The sequence below is a fragment of the Stenotrophomonas sp. YJH_SMC_123 genome, from assembly GCF_059368215.1.
Genome location: NZ_JCAFRM010000003.1, coordinates 440,298 through 458,720, shown reverse-complemented (window position 1 = coordinate 458,720; position 18,423 = coordinate 440,298). Strand labels below are relative to the sequence as shown.

Below are 18,423 nucleotides of genomic sequence, written 5' to 3'. Positions count from 1 at the left end.
CTCAGGGAGCGGCTTCAGCCTTCAGCGCCGGCCAGTTGCGCGTCGCGTCCACATCGCAGGCGACGTGGGTGCCCTTGCCGTCCTTCGCGCAGATCGCCGCCATGGCCTGCGGAATCTTCGGATCCGCGGTATGCGCATACACCGCGGCCATTGCCAGGCAACCTTCGCGCACACCCGCGCTGCACAGCGTCTGGAAGTAGGACCGCGATGCGGCCCATTGTTCGTTTTTGAACAGTGCCTCGCCGGCAACCTTGCAGCCCAGCAGCTTGCCATCGGTGCAGCAGGCCTTGGCGCCGTCCTTGCGGTCCAGGGTCGGGCAGTCCAGCGGCAGGGGGATCTCCACGAAGGCCACCGGCGGTGCGCAGCTGGCATTGCCTGAGCCCGGCTTGCGCTCGTAGTAGGCGAAGCGGTTGCCGCCGTCGATGCTGGCCAGGTTTCCGTTCTTCAGCGGCTGCAGTACGAAGTCGCTGCCGACGTCGCGATGGATGAGGATGCGCCCGTCCTGCAGGCTCGCGCGCAGGCGCTGGTCGCGGCCCCCGGCTTCCACCAGGCCACCATCGAGGAAGCGCAGCTGCGAGAGCACGCCGTACTCCGCTTCATAGCTCCCACAGGGCAGCGCGGAAGCCGGCACCGGGGCCAGTGCAGCGGCCGGTACCGAGGCCAGTCGGGCAAGCGCCTCGGCGCGGCCGCAGGCCACGCCCTCCGCGCGCTGGGCGCACGAGAGCTGCAGCGCCTCATGGGCCTGCAACAGGCGCCCACCACTCCACAGCGCCTCGGCAACGTCGGCGCAGAACGCCTCGCCGTGCTGCTGCCGGCACAGTGCGGCCAGTTCATCGAGCTGCGCGGTCGGCAAGACAGGGTCGTTCGAATGCTGCAGGCCGAGCACGGCCTTGCCCATCATCTCGGCGCCGACCACCTCGGCGATCGCCCTGCAGCCCTCGGCATTGAACGACGCCGAATCCTCCTTGCAGATCTCCGGCATCGGCGGCTCGGAACGTGCAGGCGCCGGCGCTGCGTCCTTGGCCTGCCGCTGGTAGGTCTCCAGCAGCTGCATGCAGGCCGCGCCCACGCCTTCGGCGCACTAGGCATGCAGCTTCAGCGGTTCGGCTTCCGGCAACGCCTCCAGGCACTCGGAGGTGTTCATTACGCAGCCGCCCTCGATGGGCTCCGGCATCGTCTTGCAGACGGCGGTGTGCTCGCGGGTGAATTCGCGATAGGGGGTGCTGATCGTGCGATCGTTGTCCGAGAAGTACCAGTTTTCCAGGCGGCCGGTGGACAGGTTGCCGGTGCCGAGCACGTCCTCCTGGCGGGCGATGCGCAGCTGCTCGGTGGCTTGGTAGGGGCCGGACAGGAAACCATGGCCTTCACTTTCGATGGTCAGCGTGGTGTTGCCGTCGACGTCCTTGTAGGTGCCGCAGGCCATCGATTGCGCGGCGGCCGGCAGGCTGGCCGAGGCCAATGCAAGCAACAGCAGGGAGCGCCAGCCCGCGGCGCGGGGGCGGAAGGGAACAGCAGCAGGCATGGGGTCATCCTTGAAGGAGGCAGTGCAGGGCCTGTCCGGCGCGGGGCGCACCACAGGCGTAAGAAGGCGCCACGGATCAGGCGTGGCGCCGGACGATCAGAGCCAGTCGCGTGGCACCAGGTAGTCGGCCAGGCGCGCCTCGGCGCTGCCCGCTTCCGGGGTGAAGCCGTACTCCCAGCGCACCCGCGGCGGCAGGCTCATCAGGATGCTTTCGCTGCGGCCACCGCTCTGCAGCCCGAACAGGGTGCCGCGGTCGTAGACCAGGTTGAACTCCACGTAGCGGCCGCGGCGGTACAGCTGGAACTCGCGTTCGCGCTCGCCATATGCGGCGTCCTTGCGCTGCTGCACGATCGGCAGGTAGGCGTCGAGGAAGCCATCACCGACCGCACGCAGATAAGCGAAATCGCGCTCGAAATCGCCGTGCAGGTCATCGAAGAACAGGCCGCCGACGCCGCGCGTTTCATTGCGATGGCGCAGGAAGAAGTATTCATCGCACCAGCGCTTGTGCGCGGCATAGCGCTCGTCGCCGAACGGTGTGCACAGGTCGCGGGCGACCTGGTGCCAATGCTGCACGTCCTCGTCGAACGGGTAGAACGGAGTCAGGTCGAAGCCGCCGCCGAACCAGCTGGCCACCACTTCGCCGTCGCGCTGCGCCTGGAAGAAGCGCACGTTGGCATGGGTGGTCGGCACGTAGGGATTGAGCGGGTGGAACACCAGCGACACGCCGGTGGCGCGCCAGGAGGCGCCGGCCAGTTCCGGGCGGTTGGCCGAGGCCGACGGCGGCAGGCGGCTGCCGGCCACGTCGGAGAAGCCGATGCCGGCCTGCTCGAACACCGCGCCGTCGCGCAGCACGCGGGTACGCCCGCCACCGCCCTCGGCCCGCTGCCACAGGTCTTCCTGGAAGCGGGCCTGGCCATCGACGGCCTCGATCGCCGCACAGATGCGGTCCTGCAGGTCGGTGAGGTAGGCGCGCACGCGCTCGAATTCGTTCATGGCGCTACTTTACCGCAGGGCCCGCCCGAAGCTGCGGGCAGGCCTTGGCCGGCTCATCGCTTGCGGTTGGAAGCGCGCGGCGCCGGAGTGTCCTCGGCCGTCGCTTCGTCCACCGCCTCCTGCAGGACACGGCCCAGCTCCAGGGCGCTCCAGTTTCCGGTGTCCAGCACGTCGCAGGCGACGTGGCGCCCGCTGCGGTCGGCGGCACACAGCCGCTCCAGCGTCGCATGGGCGTCGATGTCGCTGCTGCGGCCCTGCGCTGCGACCAGGTTTTCGCAGCCCTCGCGCACGCCGGCACGGCACACGGTGGTGTAGTGCTCTGCCGCCTGCCGCCACTGGCCGGACAGCGCAAGACGGTTGCCAAGAATGTTGCAGCCCTGCAGCTTACCCTGCGCGCAGCAGGCTTCGGCACCGCCGCTGGCCAGCGCCTGCGGGCAGTCCTGAGGCAGCGGCAGCACCGTGTAGTGTTTCGGCGGGCTGCAGGTGCTCGCGCCCTCGCCGGTCGGCACGAACACCTGGAAGCGTGTCCACGTGTCCAGGCCCAGCAGCTGGCCCCCGGGCAACGGCCGCAGCACGAAGTCGCCGCCCTTGTCGTGGCGGATGCGGATGTCGCCGTCTTCGACACGAGCACGCAGTTGGCTGTCCCAGCCGATGCCGACCCGTCCTGCATCGCCGAAGTCCAGCGTATCCATCAGGCCACCTGCGGCGCGGAAGGTGCCGCAGGGCAGCGCCGTAGCCGGCTGCGGCCGCAACGAGGCGCCCAGCGCCTGCAATGCAGGCAGGCGCTCGCAGGCGGCGCTTTCCTTACCGGGCGCGCACGCTGTGGTCAGTGCCTGCACCGCCTGCAAGGGGTCGCCGGATTCCCACGAGAGCTCGGCCACGCGGCTGCAGAAGCCGCCATGGCCGACCTGCTGGCACAACTGCAACAGCTGCTGGCGCTGCGCGGCCGGCACCACCACCGGCGTGGAGGGTGACAGCACGGAGCTCACGGCTTCGACCATCGCCGCACCCATCGCGGCCTTGACGATCTGCTCCTGCAGCGCCGGATCCGCTTCCAGCGCCGCTGCACAGGCCGGTGTCTCGTTGCTGAAGTCGCCATTCCGGCACGGCACAGGCAGTTCGATGCCGGCCAGTGCGGTATCGAGGATGGCCTGTTGCTGCGCCTCATCCGGCGTGGCCGGCGCCCTGGCCTCGTCATGCCAGCGATCGGCCAGCTGCAGGCACATGCCGGGCACGCCTTCCCGGCACCCTGCTTCCAGCGCGGCCGGGGGCGCTTCACGGCGGTTGTCCAGGCACGCCGCCGCATCGGCCAGGCAGCTGCCTTCAGCCGGCCTGGCTGCGGCGGCGCACTGTGCGGGGGCCTGCAGGATGTAGACCGTGCCATCCACCTCGACCGTGCGGCCACGATCGCGCACCTGCAACGCGCTGGGCAGGCCGTACTCCAGGTTCACCAGTTGCAGCTTTCCGTCGATCTGCTGGAACGCGACCGGAGACGGCGCACTGCCGAAGTGCTTCTGCTCGCCGCGGTTCGGTGAGCTGATGCGCAGCGTGCCGCTGCCTTCGTCGGCCTTGAACAGGCCGCATTGCGGTGACTGTGCGGCGGCCATCGGCGCGGCCAGCAGCAGCGCCCAGGCCAGCCAGCGGCGGCGCGGTGCGGGTGAATGCATGTCGTCTCCTTGACGATCGAACGGGAAACTCCAGGCGCTACGGCGAACCACGGCCCTCGCGCGGGGGCGTGCATTGTGCCGTGCCGGGCACCGGCTGGTAGCGCTGGTAACCGGTCTGCGTATCCATGCCAAGCAGGTCGCCGTTGCCCAGCTGGCGCAGGACAAGGGTTTCGCCGTCCTGCTGAAGGTGGATGGCGCCGTCTTCCAGTCGGCCGCGCGTGCCATCGCCGAAGTCGAGCCTGTCGATCGCGCCGCCATCGGCCTGATAGCGGCCACAGGGCACTTGCTGGAGAGGCACGAGGCGTAGATCGGTGCCGAGTTCACGCAATGGCGCACTACGTTCGCAGGCACTGGCGCGCCCAGCATCGCAGACCACCTGCAGCGCCTGCACGGCCAACGCGGGTTCCAGCGCGATCAACTGCTGTTCGGCCACCTCGGTGCAGAAGCGACCACCGCGCTGGTGCAGGCAGAGCCGCTGCAGCGTGGTGCGCTGCGCGGCAGGCAATGGCGCGTCCTGCTGCCCGGCTGCGGCGGCGGGTGCAGCGAGAAAGTGGCGCAACAGCGCCGAGCACCCGGCGCCGACGCTTTCCTCGCACGCGCGTTGCGCCTGTTCCGGCGGCGCATCCGCGAGCCGCGCAATGCACAGCGCAGGTTGGCCCAGGCAGCCGTCGGTGACGGGCGCAGGGGCGCGCTGGCAGGCCTGGGGTCGATGCAACTCGAAGTCGGTCATGCCGTCGTTGATATGCGCCCCGTCAGCAGCCACGCTGATGGCGGTGGATACACCGTCGTCGAGAAATACCAGGCGCAGATCGCCGCCGCTGCGGTCGATGCGCACAGGCGCGTGTTCCTGGCCTTCCAGAGCGCGATAACCGGCAGTGGATGATTCGAACACCAGCGCCATGGCGCCCTCGGTGCTGCGGTACTCGCCACATCGCAACGCGTCGGCGGACGCAGGTTGCGCGGCGAACAGCAGCAGTGCGGGGAGCAGGGTCAGCACGCGCATGCGACGGTCCTTGTCCAGCGGGAATCGGATGGGGCTCAGCGGAAGCGCGAGCGGATGTCCGGCCTCAACAGGCGCCAGGCCAGCCAGCCCTGCAGGCCGAGGAACAGGATCGAGGTACCGACCACGATGAAGGTGACCATCCAGCGCCGCGGCTGCAGCTCCTGCTGCAGGGCCGGGTCATCGGCCAGCAGTGCGATGAGATCGCGCATGCACGCGTCCAGCCACCAGGCGATCGCGAAGTTGGCCAGTGCGCTCAGCAGCAACAGCGCCACGAAGCCCCACAGGCCCCAGCGGCGTTCGCGCAGCAGGCCCCAGCTGGCTGCGGTCGAGACCAGGCAGGCCAGCGCGATGATCATCGAGGCGCCCACCGGGTGGGCCAGCAGCCAGGTGACGCTCTGCACCCGGTGCGCCTGCGCCATTCCGGCGAGCGACTGCCACAGCGGGGTGCCGTGCAGTGGCCACAACAGCAGCGCCTGCAGCACGAAGTAGAGCGTCAGCAGCAGGCACAGCCAGAACGACGCCTGCGCCATCGGGCGCACCCAGGCGTGAGCGGGTGGCGTGGTGCGGGTGGGAAGCGGCGGGAGCGGCACTGACATCCGATGTCCTTGCAGTCGGCGCCCGCCTGCTCAGCGGGCCGTCACCCGGGTGGCGACCGCCGGCAGGATATGGTGTTCGCTCAAGGGTGCCAAGGGCAGGCCATGCGGTGGTTGCAGCGGCACCCAGGCCAGTTCGGCAATTTCGGCGCACGCCTGTGGCGTACCGTCCACCTGCACCCACCAGGCCTGGGCCTGCACGCGGTGGCCGGGCTCGTTCACTGCCCAGTCCTCGAACGTGCCCAGTGCGATGGCGGCACCGGTGCACAGCCGTACGCCCAGTTCCTCGTGCAGTTCGCGGGCCAGCGCCTGCAGCGGTGCTTCGCCGGGTTCGGGCTTGCCACCGGGCTGGATGAAGCGGCGGGCACCGTGCTTGCGCACCAGCAGCGCCCGGCCACGGTCATCCAGGATGACCGCGGCCACGATCCGGATCATGGCCGCGGCGTTGCTCACTTCAGGTTCTGCTCGAACAGCTTGAGGATGCGCTTGTACTGGTCCAGCCAGGAATCGGCACGCACGTAGCCGTGGCGTTCCAGCGGGTACGGTGCGATCGACCAGTTGTCCTTGTGCAGTTCGATCAGGCGCTGGGTCAGGTTCACCGAGTCCTGGAAGAACACGTTGTCATCCATCATGCCGTGGGCGATCAGCAGGTTGTCCTGCAGGTTCTGCGCGTACTCGATCGGCGAGGACACGCGGTACGCCTCCGGATCGATGTCCGGGGTGTTGAGGATGTTGCTGGTGTAGCCGTGGTTGTAGTTGTGCCAGTCGACCACCGGGCGCAGCGCGGCGCCGGCCTTGAACGTGCCCGGCGAACGGAACAGCGCCATGAAGGTCATGAAGCCGCCGTAGGAGCCGCCGTAGATGCCGGCGTGGTCACGGTCGCCCTGCTGGGTGTCGACCAGCCAGTCCAGGCCGTCCTTGTAGTCTTCCAGTTCCGGGTGGCCCATGTTGCGGTAGATGGCCGTGCGCCAGTCGCGGCCGTAGCCCTCGCTGCCGCGGTAGTCCATGTCCAGCACGATGTAGCCCTTCTGCACCAGCAGGTTGTGGAACATCTGCTCGCGGAAGTAGGCCGGGTAGCGCTGGTGCACGTTCTGCAGGTAGCCGGCGCCGTGCACGAACATCACGATCGGGTACTTCTTCCCCGGTTCCTTGTTTTCCGGCTCGTAGTACTTGGCCCAGACCACGCCGGCACCGTGCCTGGACGGTACCGCGACCAGCTTCGGCTGGATCCACTCACGCGCCTTGTAATCGGCGGTGCGGGTATCGGTCAGCACGCGTGCCTGGCCACCGGTGCTGGGCAGCACCGCCAGCTGCGGCGGCAGGTAGGCACCGGAGTAACGCACCAGCAGCTGCTGGCCATCCGGCGACAGCGAGAAATCCTCCACGCCATTGAGGCTGGTCAGCTCGCGCACCTGGCGGCTGCCGGTGTCGACCGCGCAGACTTCGTAGTCATGCGGCGCCTGCTGGTTGCACAGGAAGTAGAAGCCCTTGCCATCGGCCGACGGCACCGGTGCCGAGGTTTCCCACTTGCCGCTGGTCAGCGCCTGCGGCTTGGCGGTGCCGGCCTGGGTGTACAGGTGCGAGAAGCCCGATTCCTCGGACAGCAGCCACAGCGTGCGGCCATCGGCCATCCAGCCGAAATCGTTGAAGCCCCAGTTGATCCAGGCGTTGTCGGTCAGGCGGTGGCGGTTCTGCACGCGGCCGTCGGCGGCATTGACGCTGATGATCCAGCGGTCCTTGTTGTCGTTGGCACGCAGCATCACCGCGGCCTGCTGGCCGTCGGCGCTCCAGCGGATGCCGCCGCCCATGAAGTCGCTCATCACCTGCACGCTGCGCTCGCCCTTCAGCGCATCCTTGCCGGCCTTGCGGCGCAGCTCGGCCAGCGGGTCGGTGCTGATGCCCGGCAGGCTGGACAGCGAGACTTTCTCGGCCTTGCCGGTGCGCACGTCCACGTACCACAGGGTGTGTGGCTCGAAGCCGTTGCGGCCGACGCGGGTGCGGGTGTCCTCGGTTTCCTCGTAGCCCGATTCGGTCACGTACAGCGGCATCTTGCTGGTGCGGCCGTCGTCGAAGTCCTTCGGCTTGGTCACCACGATCAGGTGGGTCAGGTCCGGCGACAGCACGCTGTCACCGATCTCGACGTCGGCGCCCAGGTACACCGGGCCCGGTGCGCGGGTCGGGTCGGCCTGGCGCCAGCGCTGGTCCTGGTCCTTCAATGCTTCGCGCTGGTCGCGGTCGCGGCGCAGGGTTTCCAGCGTGCGCAGCTGCTGGTCGCGCAGCACGTCGGCCTTCGGCGGCGTACGCGGGTCCTTCTCGGCTTTCAGGCTGGCCACCTGCTGCACGCCGCTGGCGGCGGTCCAGTGGAACCAGTTCTGGCCGACGCGCCAGATCACGCCGTTGTCGGCGGCAAAGTTCACGTTGCCCGCGCGCTCGTTGCTGCGGGTGAGCTGGGTCAGCGCGCCGCTGCGCAGGTCGCGCACGAACACATCGCCATTGCGGACGAAGGCGCTGCGGCTGCGGCTGCGGTCGTAGACCGGCTCGGCCACGTCCAGGGTGCCGCGCTGGTCATCGGCCACCTGCGCGGCCACGCCACCGGCCACCGGCTGGCGGAAGGTATCGCGTACCGGGCTGCCGTTGCGCTTGAGCTGGTACTCCACCTGCTGGCTGTTCCACGACCACCAGGCCTTCTCGACCGGCGGACCGATCCAGTCCGGGTCGGCCATGGCCTGTTCGATGGTGATCGGCGTCGGCGCGGCATGCGCAGCCGGTGCGGCCAGCACGGCCGACAGCAGGAGGGACAGGGGCAGCACTCGGGACATGGGCGGACGGCACCAGTAGAGGAAACCGGGCAAGCGTAGCAGCCGCACGGGCCCGGGGCAGGGGCCACAGGTCATGGCAGCGGAATCGGCAAAATGGCCCCCTCCAGGTCGCTGCGACGGCGTGTGCGGCATGATGGCCATTCCGTTCGGATGGAACCGATATGTACTGCTACGACTACAGGATCTCGCTGCGCGTGCAGCACCCAACAGAGGCCGGCGCCGGGATTGCCGCCCGGTTGGATCTGGAACCGGCGTTTTCCCGAGACGTCGGAACCGGATACCGGGATCGCGACGGCAGCCTGATCAGCGGGCATGCGGAGACCCGCGTGGTGTTCGTACTGGAGAGGGGCAAGGACGGCTGGCTGATGGATGCCTGGCCGGCGTTGGTCGACCTCCTGCGGGCACGCGCCGATGTGATCGGGGAACTGCTGCAGGAGGGGGCTTCGATCGGCGTGCGTGTCGGCATCTTTGGAAAGACCGCATGGGCGGGTTTTGTGCTGGATCAGCAGTTGCTGCGACTGTTGGCGGACCTGCAGCTGGGTTTCCAGGTGGAGACCTATTTCCCGGACCCGGCGGACACGCCCGGCGCCAGCGACGAGGTGGCAGGCAGCTAGTGCAACCGGTTGCCGTGGTCGCGCATCCATTCTCCTGAACCCGCATCATCCATCGAACAGGAGCCCGACCATGCAGGAACTGATCCCGATCACCCTCTTCATCTGCATCGCCTACGCGATCCATGCCATTGCCGATGCGCGCGCGCGCAGCAAGCTGGTGGCCCCGCACGTGCCGGAGGAAGTGATCCGCTCGCTGGCCGTGCTGGAAGAAGAGCGGCGCCGCCAGGGGGCGTTGCGCTGGGGCATCAGCCTGGTCTGCCTGGCCCTGGCCATGGCCCTGCTGGAGGCCATCGGTGCGCGTGACCTGACCTTCGGTGCCGCTGCCGCGCTGGTCGGCAGTGCCGGCTTGGGCCAGCTGCTGGCTTGGCACTTCACCCGTCCTGCCGCACGCAAGGGCTGAGCCGGCGCATGCCACGGGCACAGGGGGCGCCCCGCGCATGAGCCTGCTCGGCGAAGCGCTGTCGGCACTGCGGGGCCGTCGCCGCGAGGATACGGCGGCGACGGCGGCTCCCGCCAAAGCGCTGGACGCGGACCAGGCCCTGGTGCGGGCCATCATCGATGGCTCGCAGTCGGCCTTCGCGCAACTGGTTGAAGCCCACCAGCGCACCTGCGCGCATGTGATCGGACGCATGGTGGGCGACCGCGACCAGGTGGCTGACCTGCTGCAGGAAACCTTCCTGGCCGTGTTCCGCCAGCTGCACCGGTTCCGCTTTGAATCTTCGTTGCGTACCTGGGTTTCGCGGGTGGCCTACACCACTGCACTACAGCACCTGCGCCGGCGGCGGCTGGAGGCGCAATGGATGGTGGCGGTGGAGGTGCCGGAGGAACTGGGGATCGGCGATGAAGGCCCCGGGCCCGCCGAGTTGAGCGAGGCGCTGCAGGCCGGGCGCCAGCTCGGCGCGGCACTGGAACGGCTGAGCGCGCCGCAGCGCCTGATCGTCGGCCTGCATTACCTGGAGGATTTCGATCTGGCCGAGATCGAGCAGGTGACCGGACTGGCACGCGGTACCATCAAGAGCCACCTGCACCGCGCGCGCCAGGTCCTGAAGCAGGAACTGACGCGGCATGCCACTGCCGGAGAGCTGCTGTGAACCCACCCACCGATCCTCGCGATGCGGAAGCGCGCGTGCTGGCACAGGCGTTGCGCGAGCAGGCGCAGCAGGAAGCAACGCCGGATGTGAGCGAGGCGCTGCAGAAGCGCATTGCCGCTGAGTCGCGCGACGGTGGCGTGGGCTATGTGGTGGTGCAGGTGCTGTTGTTTGGCGCGCTGCTGGCTGCAGCGGCCTGGTATTTCTGGCTCTGAGGCGCCCTCCGGGCGGTGGGCCGTTCCAGTCGCCGTTGGTAGATGCCGACCTGGGTCGGCGTTTGGGCGTGTGTGCCAACCAAGGCTGGCAGCTACCAGAACGGTTGACCCCTGCGACAAAGTGAAGCAGCGCGTCACCCGGTCGCATCCCACCTTAACGAAATCCTCCTAAAGTGGTCCGGTATCCCACCAGTCGCAGGCAGGAGGCGTCCCTTGGACGCGTTGTTGTTGTCCCGGATCCAGTTCGGATTCGTCATCAGTTTCCACGTGCTGTTCCCGGCCTTCACCATCGGCACGGCCAGCTGGCTGGCCTTCATCGAATGGCGCTGGCTGCGCACGAAGTTGCCCGTGTGGCGCGAGCTGTATTTCTTCTGGCAGAAGATCTTCGCGGTGTCGTTCGGCATGGGCGTGGTCAGCGGCATCGTCATGGCCTTCCAGTTCGGCACCAACTGGCCGCGGCTGAGCGAGGTGGCCGGTACCGTCATCGGCCCGCTGCTGACCTACGAGGTGCTGACCGCGTTCTTCCTGGAAGCCAGCTTCCTCGGCGTGATGATGTTCGGCTGGGGCCGGGTCTCGCCGCGCCTGCATTTCCTGTCCACCTGCATGGTGGCGCTGGGCACGTTGTTCTCCACGTTCTGGATCCTGTCGTCCAACAGCTGGCTGCATACGCCTGCCGGCTACGAGATGGTCAACGGCATCGTGCATCCGGTGGACTGGTGGCAGGTGGTGTTCAACCCCTCGTTCCCGTACCGCCTGGCGCACATGGCGCTGGGCTCGTTCATCACCACCTGTTTCGTGATTGGTGGCGTCGGTGCGTGGTACCTGCGCAGGGGTACGCACGTGGAAGCGGGGCGGCGCATGCTGATCGCCGCCGTTGCATTCGCGGCATTGACCGTGCCGGTGCAGATCTTCGTCGGCGACATGCATGGCCTGAACACGCTCAAGCACCAGCCGATGAAGATCGCGGCGATGGAAGCGCACTGGAATGAAACCGAGGAAGGCGAGGGCGTGCCGCTGGTGGTGTTCGCGCTGCCGAACGAGAAGGAAGAGCGCAACGATTTCGAAGTGGCCATCCCGAAGCTGGGCAGCGTGATCCTCACCCACAGCCTGGACGGCACCTTCGACCCGCTGACCTCGGTACCGGCCAGCGAGCGGCCGCCGGTGACGCCGGTGTTCTTCGCCTTCCGCATCATGGTCGGGCTGGGCACGCTGATGCTGCTGTTGGCCTGGGTGTCAGCGTTCCAGCTGTGGCGCAGGAAGCTGCTGGATTCACCGTGGCTGCTGCGCGGATGGAACTGGATGCTGCCGAGTGGCTTCATCGCGCTGCTGTCCGGTTGGTTCGTCACCGAGATGGGGCGCCAGCCGTGGGTGGTGTACGGCGTGCTGCGCACCGCCGATGCGGTTGGCCCCCAGAGCGCGTGGATGACGGCGTTGTCGCTGGGCGTGTACGTGGTCGGCTACGCCTTCGTGTTCGGCTGGGGCATCTGGTACCTGGTGAAGATCCTGCGCCACGGGCCGCAGCCGTATGCCGAGGGGCCGTCGCTGGACCATGGCAGCCATACGCCGGCACGCCCGCTGTCGGCGGCCGACGAACCGCTGGAGGAGCGCTGACATGGACCTGATGACCTGGCTGCCGGTGGCGTGGTTCGCGGTGATCGGCTTCGGCGTGCTGATGTACGTGGTGCTGGACGGCTTCGTGCTCGGCATCGGCATCCTGGCCCCGTTCGCCGAGGACGAGGAGCAGCTGGACCTGATGATGAACACCGCCGCGCCGATCTGGGACGGCAACGAGACCTGGCTGGTACTGGGCGGCGCCGGGCTGCTGGCGGCGTTCCCGAAAGCCTATGCGGTGCTGTTGTCGGCGCTGTACCTGCCGGTGCTGCTGCTGGTGGTGGCGCTGGTGTTCCGCGGCGTGGCGTTCGAGTTCCGCTTCAAGGCACACCGTTCGCGCCGGCTGTGGAGCGTGGGGTTCGGCCTGGGCTCGCTGCTGGCCACCTTTGCCCAGGGCGTGATCCTGGGCACGCTGGTGCAGGGCATCCCGCTGGTGGACGGTGCCTACCAGGGCGGCGCGTTCGCCTGGTTCAGCCCGTTCGCGATGCTGACCGGTGCCGCGCTGGTGGCCGGCTATGCGCTGCTGGGCAGCACCTGGCTGATCCTGAAGACGGAAGGGCGCGTGCAGGCGCTGGCGCGGCAGATGACCCGCCCGCTGGTGGTGGCGGTGATCGCGGCGATGGGCCTGGTGAGCAGCTGGCTGCCGTTCCTCGATTCGCGGTTGATGGACCGCTGGTTCAGCGACGGCAACTTCTGGTGGCTGTCGCCGGTCCCGCTGCTGACCCTGACGGTGGCGGCCGCGCTGTGGCGCAGCGCGACCCATCCGCGCCGCGACCTGCCGCCGTTCCTGCTCAGCCTGGCCCTGTTCGTGCTCGGCTTCCTTGGCCTGGTGCTGGGCATGTGGCCCTACCTGCTGCCGCCGTCGATGACCCTGTGGCAGGCCGCCGCGCCGGCCTCCTCGCTGGGCTTCACCCTGGTCGGGCTGGTCATTCTGCTGCCGGTCATCCTCGGCTACACGGCGTGGTCGTACCGGGTGTTCCGCGGCAAGGTGCACGCCGACACCGGTTACCACTGATCGTTTGAATGCGGGGCCGGCTGGTGCCGGCCCCCGCGTTGGGGAATGTGAAACCTGCACACCCCGCGCAGGACGTGCTAGCGTGCGCTCCTTTCCGGCGGCCAGGGGGGCAGCCGGCGACGTCCTGGACGGACGCACGGCTGCAGGAATGGGGGGCCGCCGCGCGTCGCCGTAATGGCTCGTGCCTATCGTTCTCCCGTTGAAGCACCATCGCTAAATGATCGAATTCTCCATCGTCGACTGGGCCGCCTGGGCGCCCGGCCTGAGCGAGCGTAGCCAGTGGCTGGGCTGGGCCGATGCGCCGTATCCGCCGCAGGGCGAAGACACGCCGGCGTTGGCCGAGATCCCGGCGATGCAGCGCCGCCGCATCGAGCGGCTGGGCCGGATGGCGATCCAGGCTGCCTGCTGGTGCGAGGACGGGCAGGGCGCTGACAGCCAGGTGCCGCTGGTGTTCGCCAGCCGCCACGGCGACGTGGCCCGTTCGATGGACCTGCTGGGGGCGCTGGCCAGCGATCAGCCCCTGTCCCCCACCGGGTTCGGCCTGTCGGTGCACAACGCGATCGCGGCGCTGTACTCGATCGCCCGCGGCCACCGCGGCAACTACCTGGCGCTGGCCGCCGGCCAGGCCACGGTCGAGACCGCCTGCCTGGAGGCCGCCGGGCTGCTGGCCGATGGTGCCCGCGAAGTGCGGGTGGTGGTCTATGAGTCGCCGCTGCCTGAAATTTACGCGACGTTTGCCGACGAACCCGACCCGTTCTTTGCCTGGTGCTGGCGTTTGACCGCGCCGACAGCGGGCCAGCCGACGCTCTCGCTGCAATGGGAGGCGGCGCCGGAGGCCACCGCCACCGCCCCGGGCACGCTGCCGCACGCGCTGGACCTGCACCGCTTCCTGCTGTCTGGCGCGCCGGCGCTGGAGCACGTGGCCCAGGGCCAGCGCTGGCGCTGGGGACGCCGTGGCTGAGGCGCTGCGCCGCCTCGATCATGCCTGGCGGGTGTTCGGCACCGGCCTGAGCTTCGCCGCATTTGGCGTGGGCGGCCTGCTGCTGGGCGTGCTGGTGATGCCGGTGCTGCTGCTGATGCGCGACGCGGTGGTCCGCCGCCGCCGCGCCCGCCGCGTGGTCCAGGTCGCCTTTGCCAGCCACCTGCGCCTGATGCGTGCGCTGGGGGTGATGACCTACCAGATCGAGGGCGGGGAACGCCTGCAGCGCGACGGTTTGCTGGTTCTGGCCAATCACCCGACCCTGATCGACGTGGTCTGCCTGATTTCGCTGCTGCCCAACGCCGATTGCGTGGTGAAGCGGGCCGTGGCCTGCAACCCGTTCATGCGCGGCCCGGTGCGGGCGGCCGGCTACATCGCCAACGATGACGGGGCCGGCCTGGTCGACGACTGCGTAGCGGCGGTGCATGCCGGCGGTACCCTGGTGATCTTCCCGGAGGGCACCCGCAGCGTGCCGGGCCAACCGCCGCGGCTGCAGCGCGGGGCCGCCAACATCGCCGTCCGCGGCCGGCTGGACATCACCCCGGTACGGATCACCTGCACCCCGCCCACGTTGACCAAGGGACAGAAGTGGTATCGTGTCCCCTCACGTCGCTTTCACGTTCGGCTGCAGATCGGCGAAGATATCCCGATCGCGCCCTTCCTGGCCGATGACGACTCGCCAAGGGGGGATGCCTTGGCAGCACGCCGCGTCACCGAGCACCTTTCTCGTTATTTCGACCTGTCTGGAGATCCGCCCCGTGCAAGCACTTGAGCACGAGATCAAGGAATTGATCATTTCCTCCCTTTCGCTGGAGGACATCACGCCGGAGGACATCGATCCGACCGCGCCGCTGTTCGTCGAGGGCCTCGGCCTGGATTCGATCGACGCGCTGGAACTGGGCTTGGCGCTGCAGAAGAAGTACGGTGTCAGCCTCTCGGCCGATTCAGAAGAAACCCGTCGCCATTTCTCCAGCGTGCGCGCGCTCGGCGAGTTCGTCGCCGCCCGCCAGTCGTAACGGCGCCAGGAATTGCCATGACCAAGAATGAACTGTTCGAACGCATCGTCAGCATCCTGACCGACAGCTTCGAGATCGAAACCGCCCGGATCACCCCCGAGGCCCGCCTGTACGACGACCTGGACATCGACAGCATCGATGCGGTCGACCTGATCGTGCAGCTCAAGCCGCTGCTCGGCCGCAATCTGCAGCCGGAAGCGTTCAAGGCCGTGCGCACCGTGCAGGACATCGTCGATGTCGTGCATGGACTGCTGCCGGACCAGGCAGCCGCCTGACCGCAGCGCCGGCGGCTTCGCCATGGCTCGCGCACGTACCGTCGTGGTGGCAGCGATCTCGCTTGCCTACCCGCTGCTGGTGTACCTGGCGATGGGCCGTTTCGAGCCGCGCTGGTTGTCGCTGCTGCTGTTCACCCTGGCCCTGCTGCGTGCACTGAGCACGCGACAGCCGCTGTGGTGGGCCGCCGCCGCTGGCACCGGCCTGCTGGCGGTGCTGGCCACCGTGCTCAACCAGGCCCTGCCGCTGAAGCTGTACCCGGCGCTGGTCAACGTGGTGATGCTGGCGGTGTTCGGCACCAGCCTGCGCTTCGGGCCACCGCTGGTGGAGCGCCTGGCGCGGCTGCAGGAGCCGGACCTGCCGCCGTTCGCGGTGGCCTATACCCGCCGCGTCACCCAGGTGTGGTGCGGCTTCTTCGTTCTCAACGGCAGCCTGGCCCTGCTGACCGCGCTGTACGCGTCGGACCGGGTCTGGATGCTCTACAACGGATTGTTGGCGTACGTGATGATGGGCGTGTTGTTCGCAGGGGAGTGGCTGGTGCGGCGGCAGGTGAAGGCGGCGCACGCGCATGGCTGAGTGGATTGCCCTGGACCGGCTGCTGCTGGAGGCACGGCCGCAGCGCAGCGTCGGCCTGTGCGACGGCGAGGTGATCGACCATGCCGGCTTCCGCCAGCGCGTACTGGCCTGGCGCGCCGCCTTTGCGGCCGCCGAAGGCCGCGACTGGGCCCTGTACTTCGATGATGCCGTGGCCTTTGCCGCCGCGCTGTTCGGTGCCTGGCATGCCGGCAAGCGGGTGTTCCTGGCCGCCGACAACCTGCCAGCCACGCTGCAGGCGCTGCAGCCGCAGGTGAGCGGCTTCGCAGGCGACGTGTCCGCCGACTACCGCTCGCTGGTGGCGCTGGACGCCGCGCTGGACGATGAGCTGCAGGCGCTGGACGAGCGCGCCTGCGAGCTGTGCGTGTTCACCTCCGGCAGCACCGGCCAGCCCAGTGCGATCGGCAAGCGCCTGGACCAGCTGGCGCGCGAGGTGGAGGCGCTGCAGGCCGCGTTCGGTGCGCAGATGGAGGGTGTGCAGGTCCATGGCACGGTGTCCCACCAGCACATCTACGGGCTGCTGTTCCGCGTGCTGTGGCCGCTGGCCGCCGGCCGCCTGATTCATCCGCGCCGGTTCTTCCACGAAGACCTCGTGGGTGCGCTGGCCGGTACCGATACGGTGCTGGTGGCGACGCCGGCCCACCTCAAGCGCCTGCCCGGGCAGCTCGACTGGGCCAGCCTGCATGGCCGCCTGCGCGCGGTGTTCTCCTCCGGTGGTCCGCTGCCGGAAGACGCAGCGCGGCAGGTGCGGCAGTGGCTGGGCGTGGCCCCGACCGAGGTCTATGGCAGCAGCGAGACCGGCGGCATCGCCTGGCGCCGCTGGGACATCGACCTGCCGCCGTGGCAGCCGCTGCCGGGCGTGCAGTGGCGCATCGACGATGGCTGCCTGGCGGTGGCCTCGGCGCACCTGGACACCCCCGGTTGGTGGCGCACCCAGGACCGTGTCGAAGCCCTGGCCGACGGCCGCTTCCGCCTGCTGGGCCGGGCCGACCGCATCGTCAAGATCGAGGAACGCCGGGTGTCGCTGGATGCGCTGGAACGCGCGCTGCGCGAAGACGCCGAGGTGGATGACGCGCGCGTGCTGGTGCTGCCCGGGCAGCGCGAGCAGCTGGCCGCCGTGGTGGTGCCGGCCGATCCGGCGCTGCTGGAGGGCGGCGACGCTGCGCGGCGGGCGCTGGGCCAGCGCCTTGGCGCCCGCCTGGCGCATGCGCATGACGCAGTGACCCGGCCGCGTCGCTGGCGCCTGGTGCAGGCGCTGCCGATCAATGCGCAGGGCAAGGTGACCCAGGCCGCGCTGGCGGCGCTGTTCCAGCCGTTGATGCCGGTGCCGGCGTGGGATCACCGCGATGCCGCCAGCGCCACCCTGCGCATGACCCTGGACCCGGCGCTGCGGCCGTTCCAGGGCCACTTCCCGCAGGCGGCAATCCTGCCCGGCGTGGCGCAGCTGGACTGGGCGGTGCGCTTCGCCCGCCAGGCGTTTGTGATGCGGGGCGCGTTCGTGCGCATGGATGCGGTGAAATTCCAGCACGTGGCCCGCCCCGGTGACGAGTTGACCCTGCAGCTGGACTGGGATGCCGCACGCAACGTGCTGGCCTTCCGCTACACCTCCAGCCACGGTGTGCATGCCAGCGGCAGGGTGGTTTTCGCTGATGCGGACTGACCCGGCCGTTGCCGGTGCCGCATTCGCGCCACTGGTGGTGATCCCTGTCTACGACCACGAGCACGCCATCGCGGCGGTGGTCGATGGCGTGCAGGCCGCGGGACTGCCCTGCCTGCTGGTCGACGATGGTTCGCACGATGGGTGCGCGGCGGTGCTGCGCGCTCTGGCACAGCGCCAGGGCGTCGACCTGCTGCGCCTGGACGTCAACCAGGGCAAGGGCGGGGCGATGCTGGCCGGCTTTGCCGAGGCCGGCGCGCGTGGCTACAGCCACGTGCTGCAGATCGATGCCGACGGCCAGCACGATACCACTGACCTGCCACGCTTCATCGAAGCCGCGCGCGCCCATCCCGAGGCGGTGATCTGCGGCATTCCGGCTTACGACGCCAGTGTTCCCAAGGCGCGCCTGTATGGCCGCTACGCCACCCACATCTGGGTCTGGATCAACACGCTGTCGCTGCACCTGCGCGACACCATGTGTGGCTTCCGCGTGTATCCGCTGCCGCCGGTACTGCGCCTGATCGGTGAAGAGACCATCGGCCGGCGCATGGATTTCGATACCGAAGTGATGGTGCGGCTGTACTGGCGGCAATTGCCGGTCGAGCACCTGGCCACGCGTGTGACCTATCCATCCGATGGCGTGTCGCACTTCGATGTGTGGCGCGACAACGTGCGCATCAGCCGCATGCATACCCGCCTGTTCTTCGGCATGCTCTGGCGTGCGCCGCGGCTGCTGTGGCGCCGCCTGCGGGGGCAGCGCTGAG

21 protein-coding genes are annotated in these 18,423 nt (G+C 68.9%); 13 read left to right on the top strand and 8 right to left on the bottom strand.

Going from position 1 to position 18,423, the window contains the following annotated elements; translation table 11 throughout:
* Position 1: 1 nt before the first annotated feature.
* The 8 genes from AC5P5W_RS10285 to AC5P5W_RS10250 all read right to left on the bottom strand — a co-directional run bounded on the left by AC5P5W_RS10285 (position 2) and on the right by AC5P5W_RS10250 (position 8,597).
* Complete coding sequence (locus AC5P5W_RS10285) at positions 2–1,054, bottom strand: hypothetical protein (RefSeq protein WP_495221109.1); 1,053 nt, start codon at positions 1,052–1,054, stop codon at positions 2–4.
* Between the two features lie 27 nt (positions 1,055–1,081).
* On the bottom strand, positions 1,082–1,522 hold the full coding sequence (locus AC5P5W_RS10280) for a hypothetical protein (protein ID WP_495221107.1): 441 nt from the start codon (positions 1,520–1,522) through the stop codon (positions 1,082–1,084).
* Between the two features lie 96 nt (positions 1,523–1,618).
* Positions 1,619–2,515 (bottom strand): oxygen-dependent coproporphyrinogen oxidase, encoded by an 897-nt coding sequence (gene hemF, locus AC5P5W_RS10275; protein WP_046433223.1) that lies wholly within the window; start codon positions 2,513–2,515, stop codon positions 1,619–1,621.
* Positions 2,516–2,568: 53 nt separating this feature from the next.
* Positions 2,569–4,182 carry a hypothetical protein gene (locus AC5P5W_RS10270; protein ID WP_197574506.1) on the bottom strand — a complete coding sequence of 538 codons (1,614 nt, stop codon included), beginning with the start codon at positions 4,180–4,182 and terminating at the stop codon, positions 2,569–2,571.
* A gap of 37 nt (positions 4,183–4,219) precedes the next feature.
* Positions 4,220–5,185: a hypothetical protein gene (locus tag AC5P5W_RS10265; protein ID WP_197574505.1), complete on the bottom strand. Its 966-nt coding sequence runs from the start codon at positions 5,183–5,185 to the stop codon at positions 4,220–4,222.
* Positions 5,186–5,220: 35 nt separating this feature from the next.
* Entirely contained in the window at positions 5,221–5,781 is a 561-nt protein-coding gene (locus AC5P5W_RS10260) for a hypothetical protein (RefSeq protein WP_197574504.1), read from the bottom strand.
* A gap of 30 nt (positions 5,782–5,811) precedes the next feature.
* Complete coding sequence (locus AC5P5W_RS10255) at positions 5,812–6,231, bottom strand: NUDIX domain-containing protein (protein WP_197574503.1); 420 nt, start codon at positions 6,229–6,231, stop codon at positions 5,812–5,814.
* Complete coding sequence (locus AC5P5W_RS10250; protein ID WP_197574502.1) at positions 6,228–8,597, bottom strand: prolyl oligopeptidase family serine peptidase; 2,370 nt, start codon at positions 8,595–8,597, stop codon at positions 6,228–6,230. Before AC5P5W_RS10250 ends, AC5P5W_RS10255 begins: the two co-directional genes overlap by 4 nt.
* A gap of 161 nt (positions 8,598–8,758) precedes the next feature.
* On the opposite strand from AC5P5W_RS10250, the gene AC5P5W_RS10245 reads away from it, so the two are divergent.
* The 13 genes from AC5P5W_RS10245 (at position 8,759) to AC5P5W_RS10185 (ending at position 18,422) form a co-directional block, all read left to right on the top strand.
* A complete protein-coding gene (locus tag AC5P5W_RS10245) occupies positions 8,759–9,211 on the top strand; it encodes a hypothetical protein (RefSeq protein WP_014648854.1) in 453 nt (150 codons plus the stop codon).
* 70 nt (positions 9,212–9,281) lie between these two features.
* Positions 9,282–9,611, top strand: coding sequence for a hypothetical protein (locus AC5P5W_RS10240; protein WP_005414880.1), 330 nt, complete (start codon positions 9,282–9,284; stop codon positions 9,609–9,611).
* A 37-nt stretch (positions 9,612–9,648) separates the two neighbouring features.
* The gene (locus tag AC5P5W_RS10235; protein ID WP_014648853.1) at positions 9,649–10,302 is read left to right on the top strand and encodes an RNA polymerase sigma factor; all 654 of its coding nucleotides are present in this window, start codon (positions 9,649–9,651) and stop codon (positions 10,300–10,302) included.
* On the top strand, positions 10,299–10,514 hold the full coding sequence (locus AC5P5W_RS10230; RefSeq protein ID WP_014648852.1) for a hypothetical protein: 216 nt from the start codon (positions 10,299–10,301) through the stop codon (positions 10,512–10,514). Before AC5P5W_RS10235 ends, AC5P5W_RS10230 begins: the two co-directional genes overlap by 4 nt.
* A gap of 213 nt (positions 10,515–10,727) precedes the next feature.
* Entirely contained in the window at positions 10,728–12,125 is a 1,398-nt protein-coding gene (locus AC5P5W_RS10225) for a cytochrome ubiquinol oxidase subunit I (RefSeq protein WP_197574501.1), read from the top strand.
* Position 12,126: 1 nt separating this feature from the next.
* Positions 12,127–13,140 carry a cytochrome d ubiquinol oxidase subunit II gene (gene cydB / locus AC5P5W_RS10220; RefSeq protein WP_197574500.1) on the top strand — a complete coding sequence of 338 codons (1,014 nt, stop codon included), beginning with the start codon at positions 12,127–12,129 and terminating at the stop codon, positions 13,138–13,140.
* 217 nt (positions 13,141–13,357) lie between these two features.
* Positions 13,358–14,101 (top strand): beta-ketoacyl synthase chain length factor, encoded by a 744-nt coding sequence (locus AC5P5W_RS10215; RefSeq protein ID WP_014648849.1) that lies wholly within the window; start codon positions 13,358–13,360, stop codon positions 14,099–14,101.
* On the top strand, positions 14,094–14,891 hold the full coding sequence (locus AC5P5W_RS10210) for a 1-acyl-sn-glycerol-3-phosphate acyltransferase (RefSeq protein ID WP_197574499.1): 798 nt from the start codon (positions 14,094–14,096) through the stop codon (positions 14,889–14,891). Before AC5P5W_RS10215 ends, AC5P5W_RS10210 begins: the two co-directional genes overlap by 8 nt.
* Positions 14,878–15,135, top strand: coding sequence for a phosphopantetheine-binding protein (locus AC5P5W_RS10205; protein WP_005411610.1), 258 nt, complete (start codon positions 14,878–14,880; stop codon positions 15,133–15,135). The genes AC5P5W_RS10210 and AC5P5W_RS10205 overlap by 14 nt, the downstream gene beginning before the upstream one ends.
* Positions 15,136–15,152: 17 nt before the next feature.
* Entirely contained in the window at positions 15,153–15,410 is a 258-nt protein-coding gene (locus AC5P5W_RS10200; RefSeq protein WP_005411609.1) for an acyl carrier protein, read from the top strand.
* A gap of 22 nt (positions 15,411–15,432) precedes the next feature.
* On the top strand, positions 15,433–15,984 hold the full coding sequence (locus AC5P5W_RS10195; RefSeq protein ID WP_046433259.1) for a COG4648 family protein: 552 nt from the start codon (positions 15,433–15,435) through the stop codon (positions 15,982–15,984).
* The gene (locus AC5P5W_RS10190; RefSeq protein WP_111205367.1) at positions 15,977–17,662 is read left to right on the top strand and encodes an ApeI family dehydratase; all 1,686 of its coding nucleotides are present in this window, start codon (positions 15,977–15,979) and stop codon (positions 17,660–17,662) included. The genes AC5P5W_RS10195 and AC5P5W_RS10190 overlap by 8 nt, the downstream gene beginning before the upstream one ends.
* On the top strand, positions 17,652–18,422 hold the full coding sequence (locus tag AC5P5W_RS10185) for a glycosyltransferase family 2 protein (RefSeq protein ID WP_014648846.1): 771 nt from the start codon (positions 17,652–17,654) through the stop codon (positions 18,420–18,422). The genes AC5P5W_RS10190 and AC5P5W_RS10185 overlap by 11 nt, the downstream gene beginning before the upstream one ends.
* Position 18,423: the final 1 nt, after the last annotated feature.

Coding starts and splice junctions, on each gene's coding strand:
- cydB (WP_197574500.1), top strand. CDS start 12,127: ATGGACCTGATGACCTGGCTGCCGGTGGCGTGGTTCGCGGTGATCGGC.
- AC5P5W_RS10195 (WP_046433259.1), top strand. CDS start 15,433: ATGGCTCGCGCACGTACCGTCGTGGTGGCAGCGATCTCGCTTGCCTAC.
- AC5P5W_RS10250 (WP_197574502.1), bottom strand. CDS start 8,597: ATGTCCCGAGTGCTGCCCCTGTCCCTCCTGCTGTCGGCCGTGCTGGCC.
- AC5P5W_RS10280 (WP_495221107.1), bottom strand. CDS start 1,522: ATGCCTGCTGCTGTTCCCTTCCGCCCCCGCGCCGCGGGCTGGCGCTCC.
- AC5P5W_RS10185 (WP_014648846.1), top strand. CDS start 17,652: ATGCGGACTGACCCGGCCGTTGCCGGTGCCGCATTCGCGCCACTGGTG.
- AC5P5W_RS10270 (WP_197574506.1), bottom strand. CDS start 4,182: ATGCATTCACCCGCACCGCGCCGCCGCTGGCTGGCCTGGGCGCTGCTG.
- hemF (WP_046433223.1), bottom strand. CDS start 2,515: ATGAACGAATTCGAGCGCGTGCGCGCCTACCTCACCGACCTGCAGGAC.
- AC5P5W_RS10215 (WP_014648849.1), top strand. CDS start 13,358: ATGATCGAATTCTCCATCGTCGACTGGGCCGCCTGGGCGCCCGGCCTG.
- AC5P5W_RS10260 (WP_197574504.1), bottom strand. CDS start 5,781: ATGTCAGTGCCGCTCCCGCCGCTTCCCACCCGCACCACGCCACCCGCT.
- AC5P5W_RS10245 (WP_014648854.1), top strand. CDS start 8,759: ATGTACTGCTACGACTACAGGATCTCGCTGCGCGTGCAGCACCCAACA.
- AC5P5W_RS10265 (WP_197574505.1), bottom strand. CDS start 5,185: ATGCGCGTGCTGACCCTGCTCCCCGCACTGCTGCTGTTCGCCGCGCAA.
- AC5P5W_RS10200 (WP_005411609.1), top strand. CDS start 15,153: ATGACCAAGAATGAACTGTTCGAACGCATCGTCAGCATCCTGACCGAC.
- AC5P5W_RS10235 (WP_014648853.1), top strand. CDS start 9,649: ATGAGCCTGCTCGGCGAAGCGCTGTCGGCACTGCGGGGCCGTCGCCGC.
- AC5P5W_RS10190 (WP_111205367.1), top strand. CDS start 15,977: ATGGCTGAGTGGATTGCCCTGGACCGGCTGCTGCTGGAGGCACGGCCG.
- AC5P5W_RS10240 (WP_005414880.1), top strand. CDS start 9,282: ATGCAGGAACTGATCCCGATCACCCTCTTCATCTGCATCGCCTACGCG.
- AC5P5W_RS10285 (WP_495221109.1), bottom strand. CDS start 1,054: ATGCAGCTGCTGGAGACCTACCAGCGGCAGGCCAAGGACGCAGCGCCG.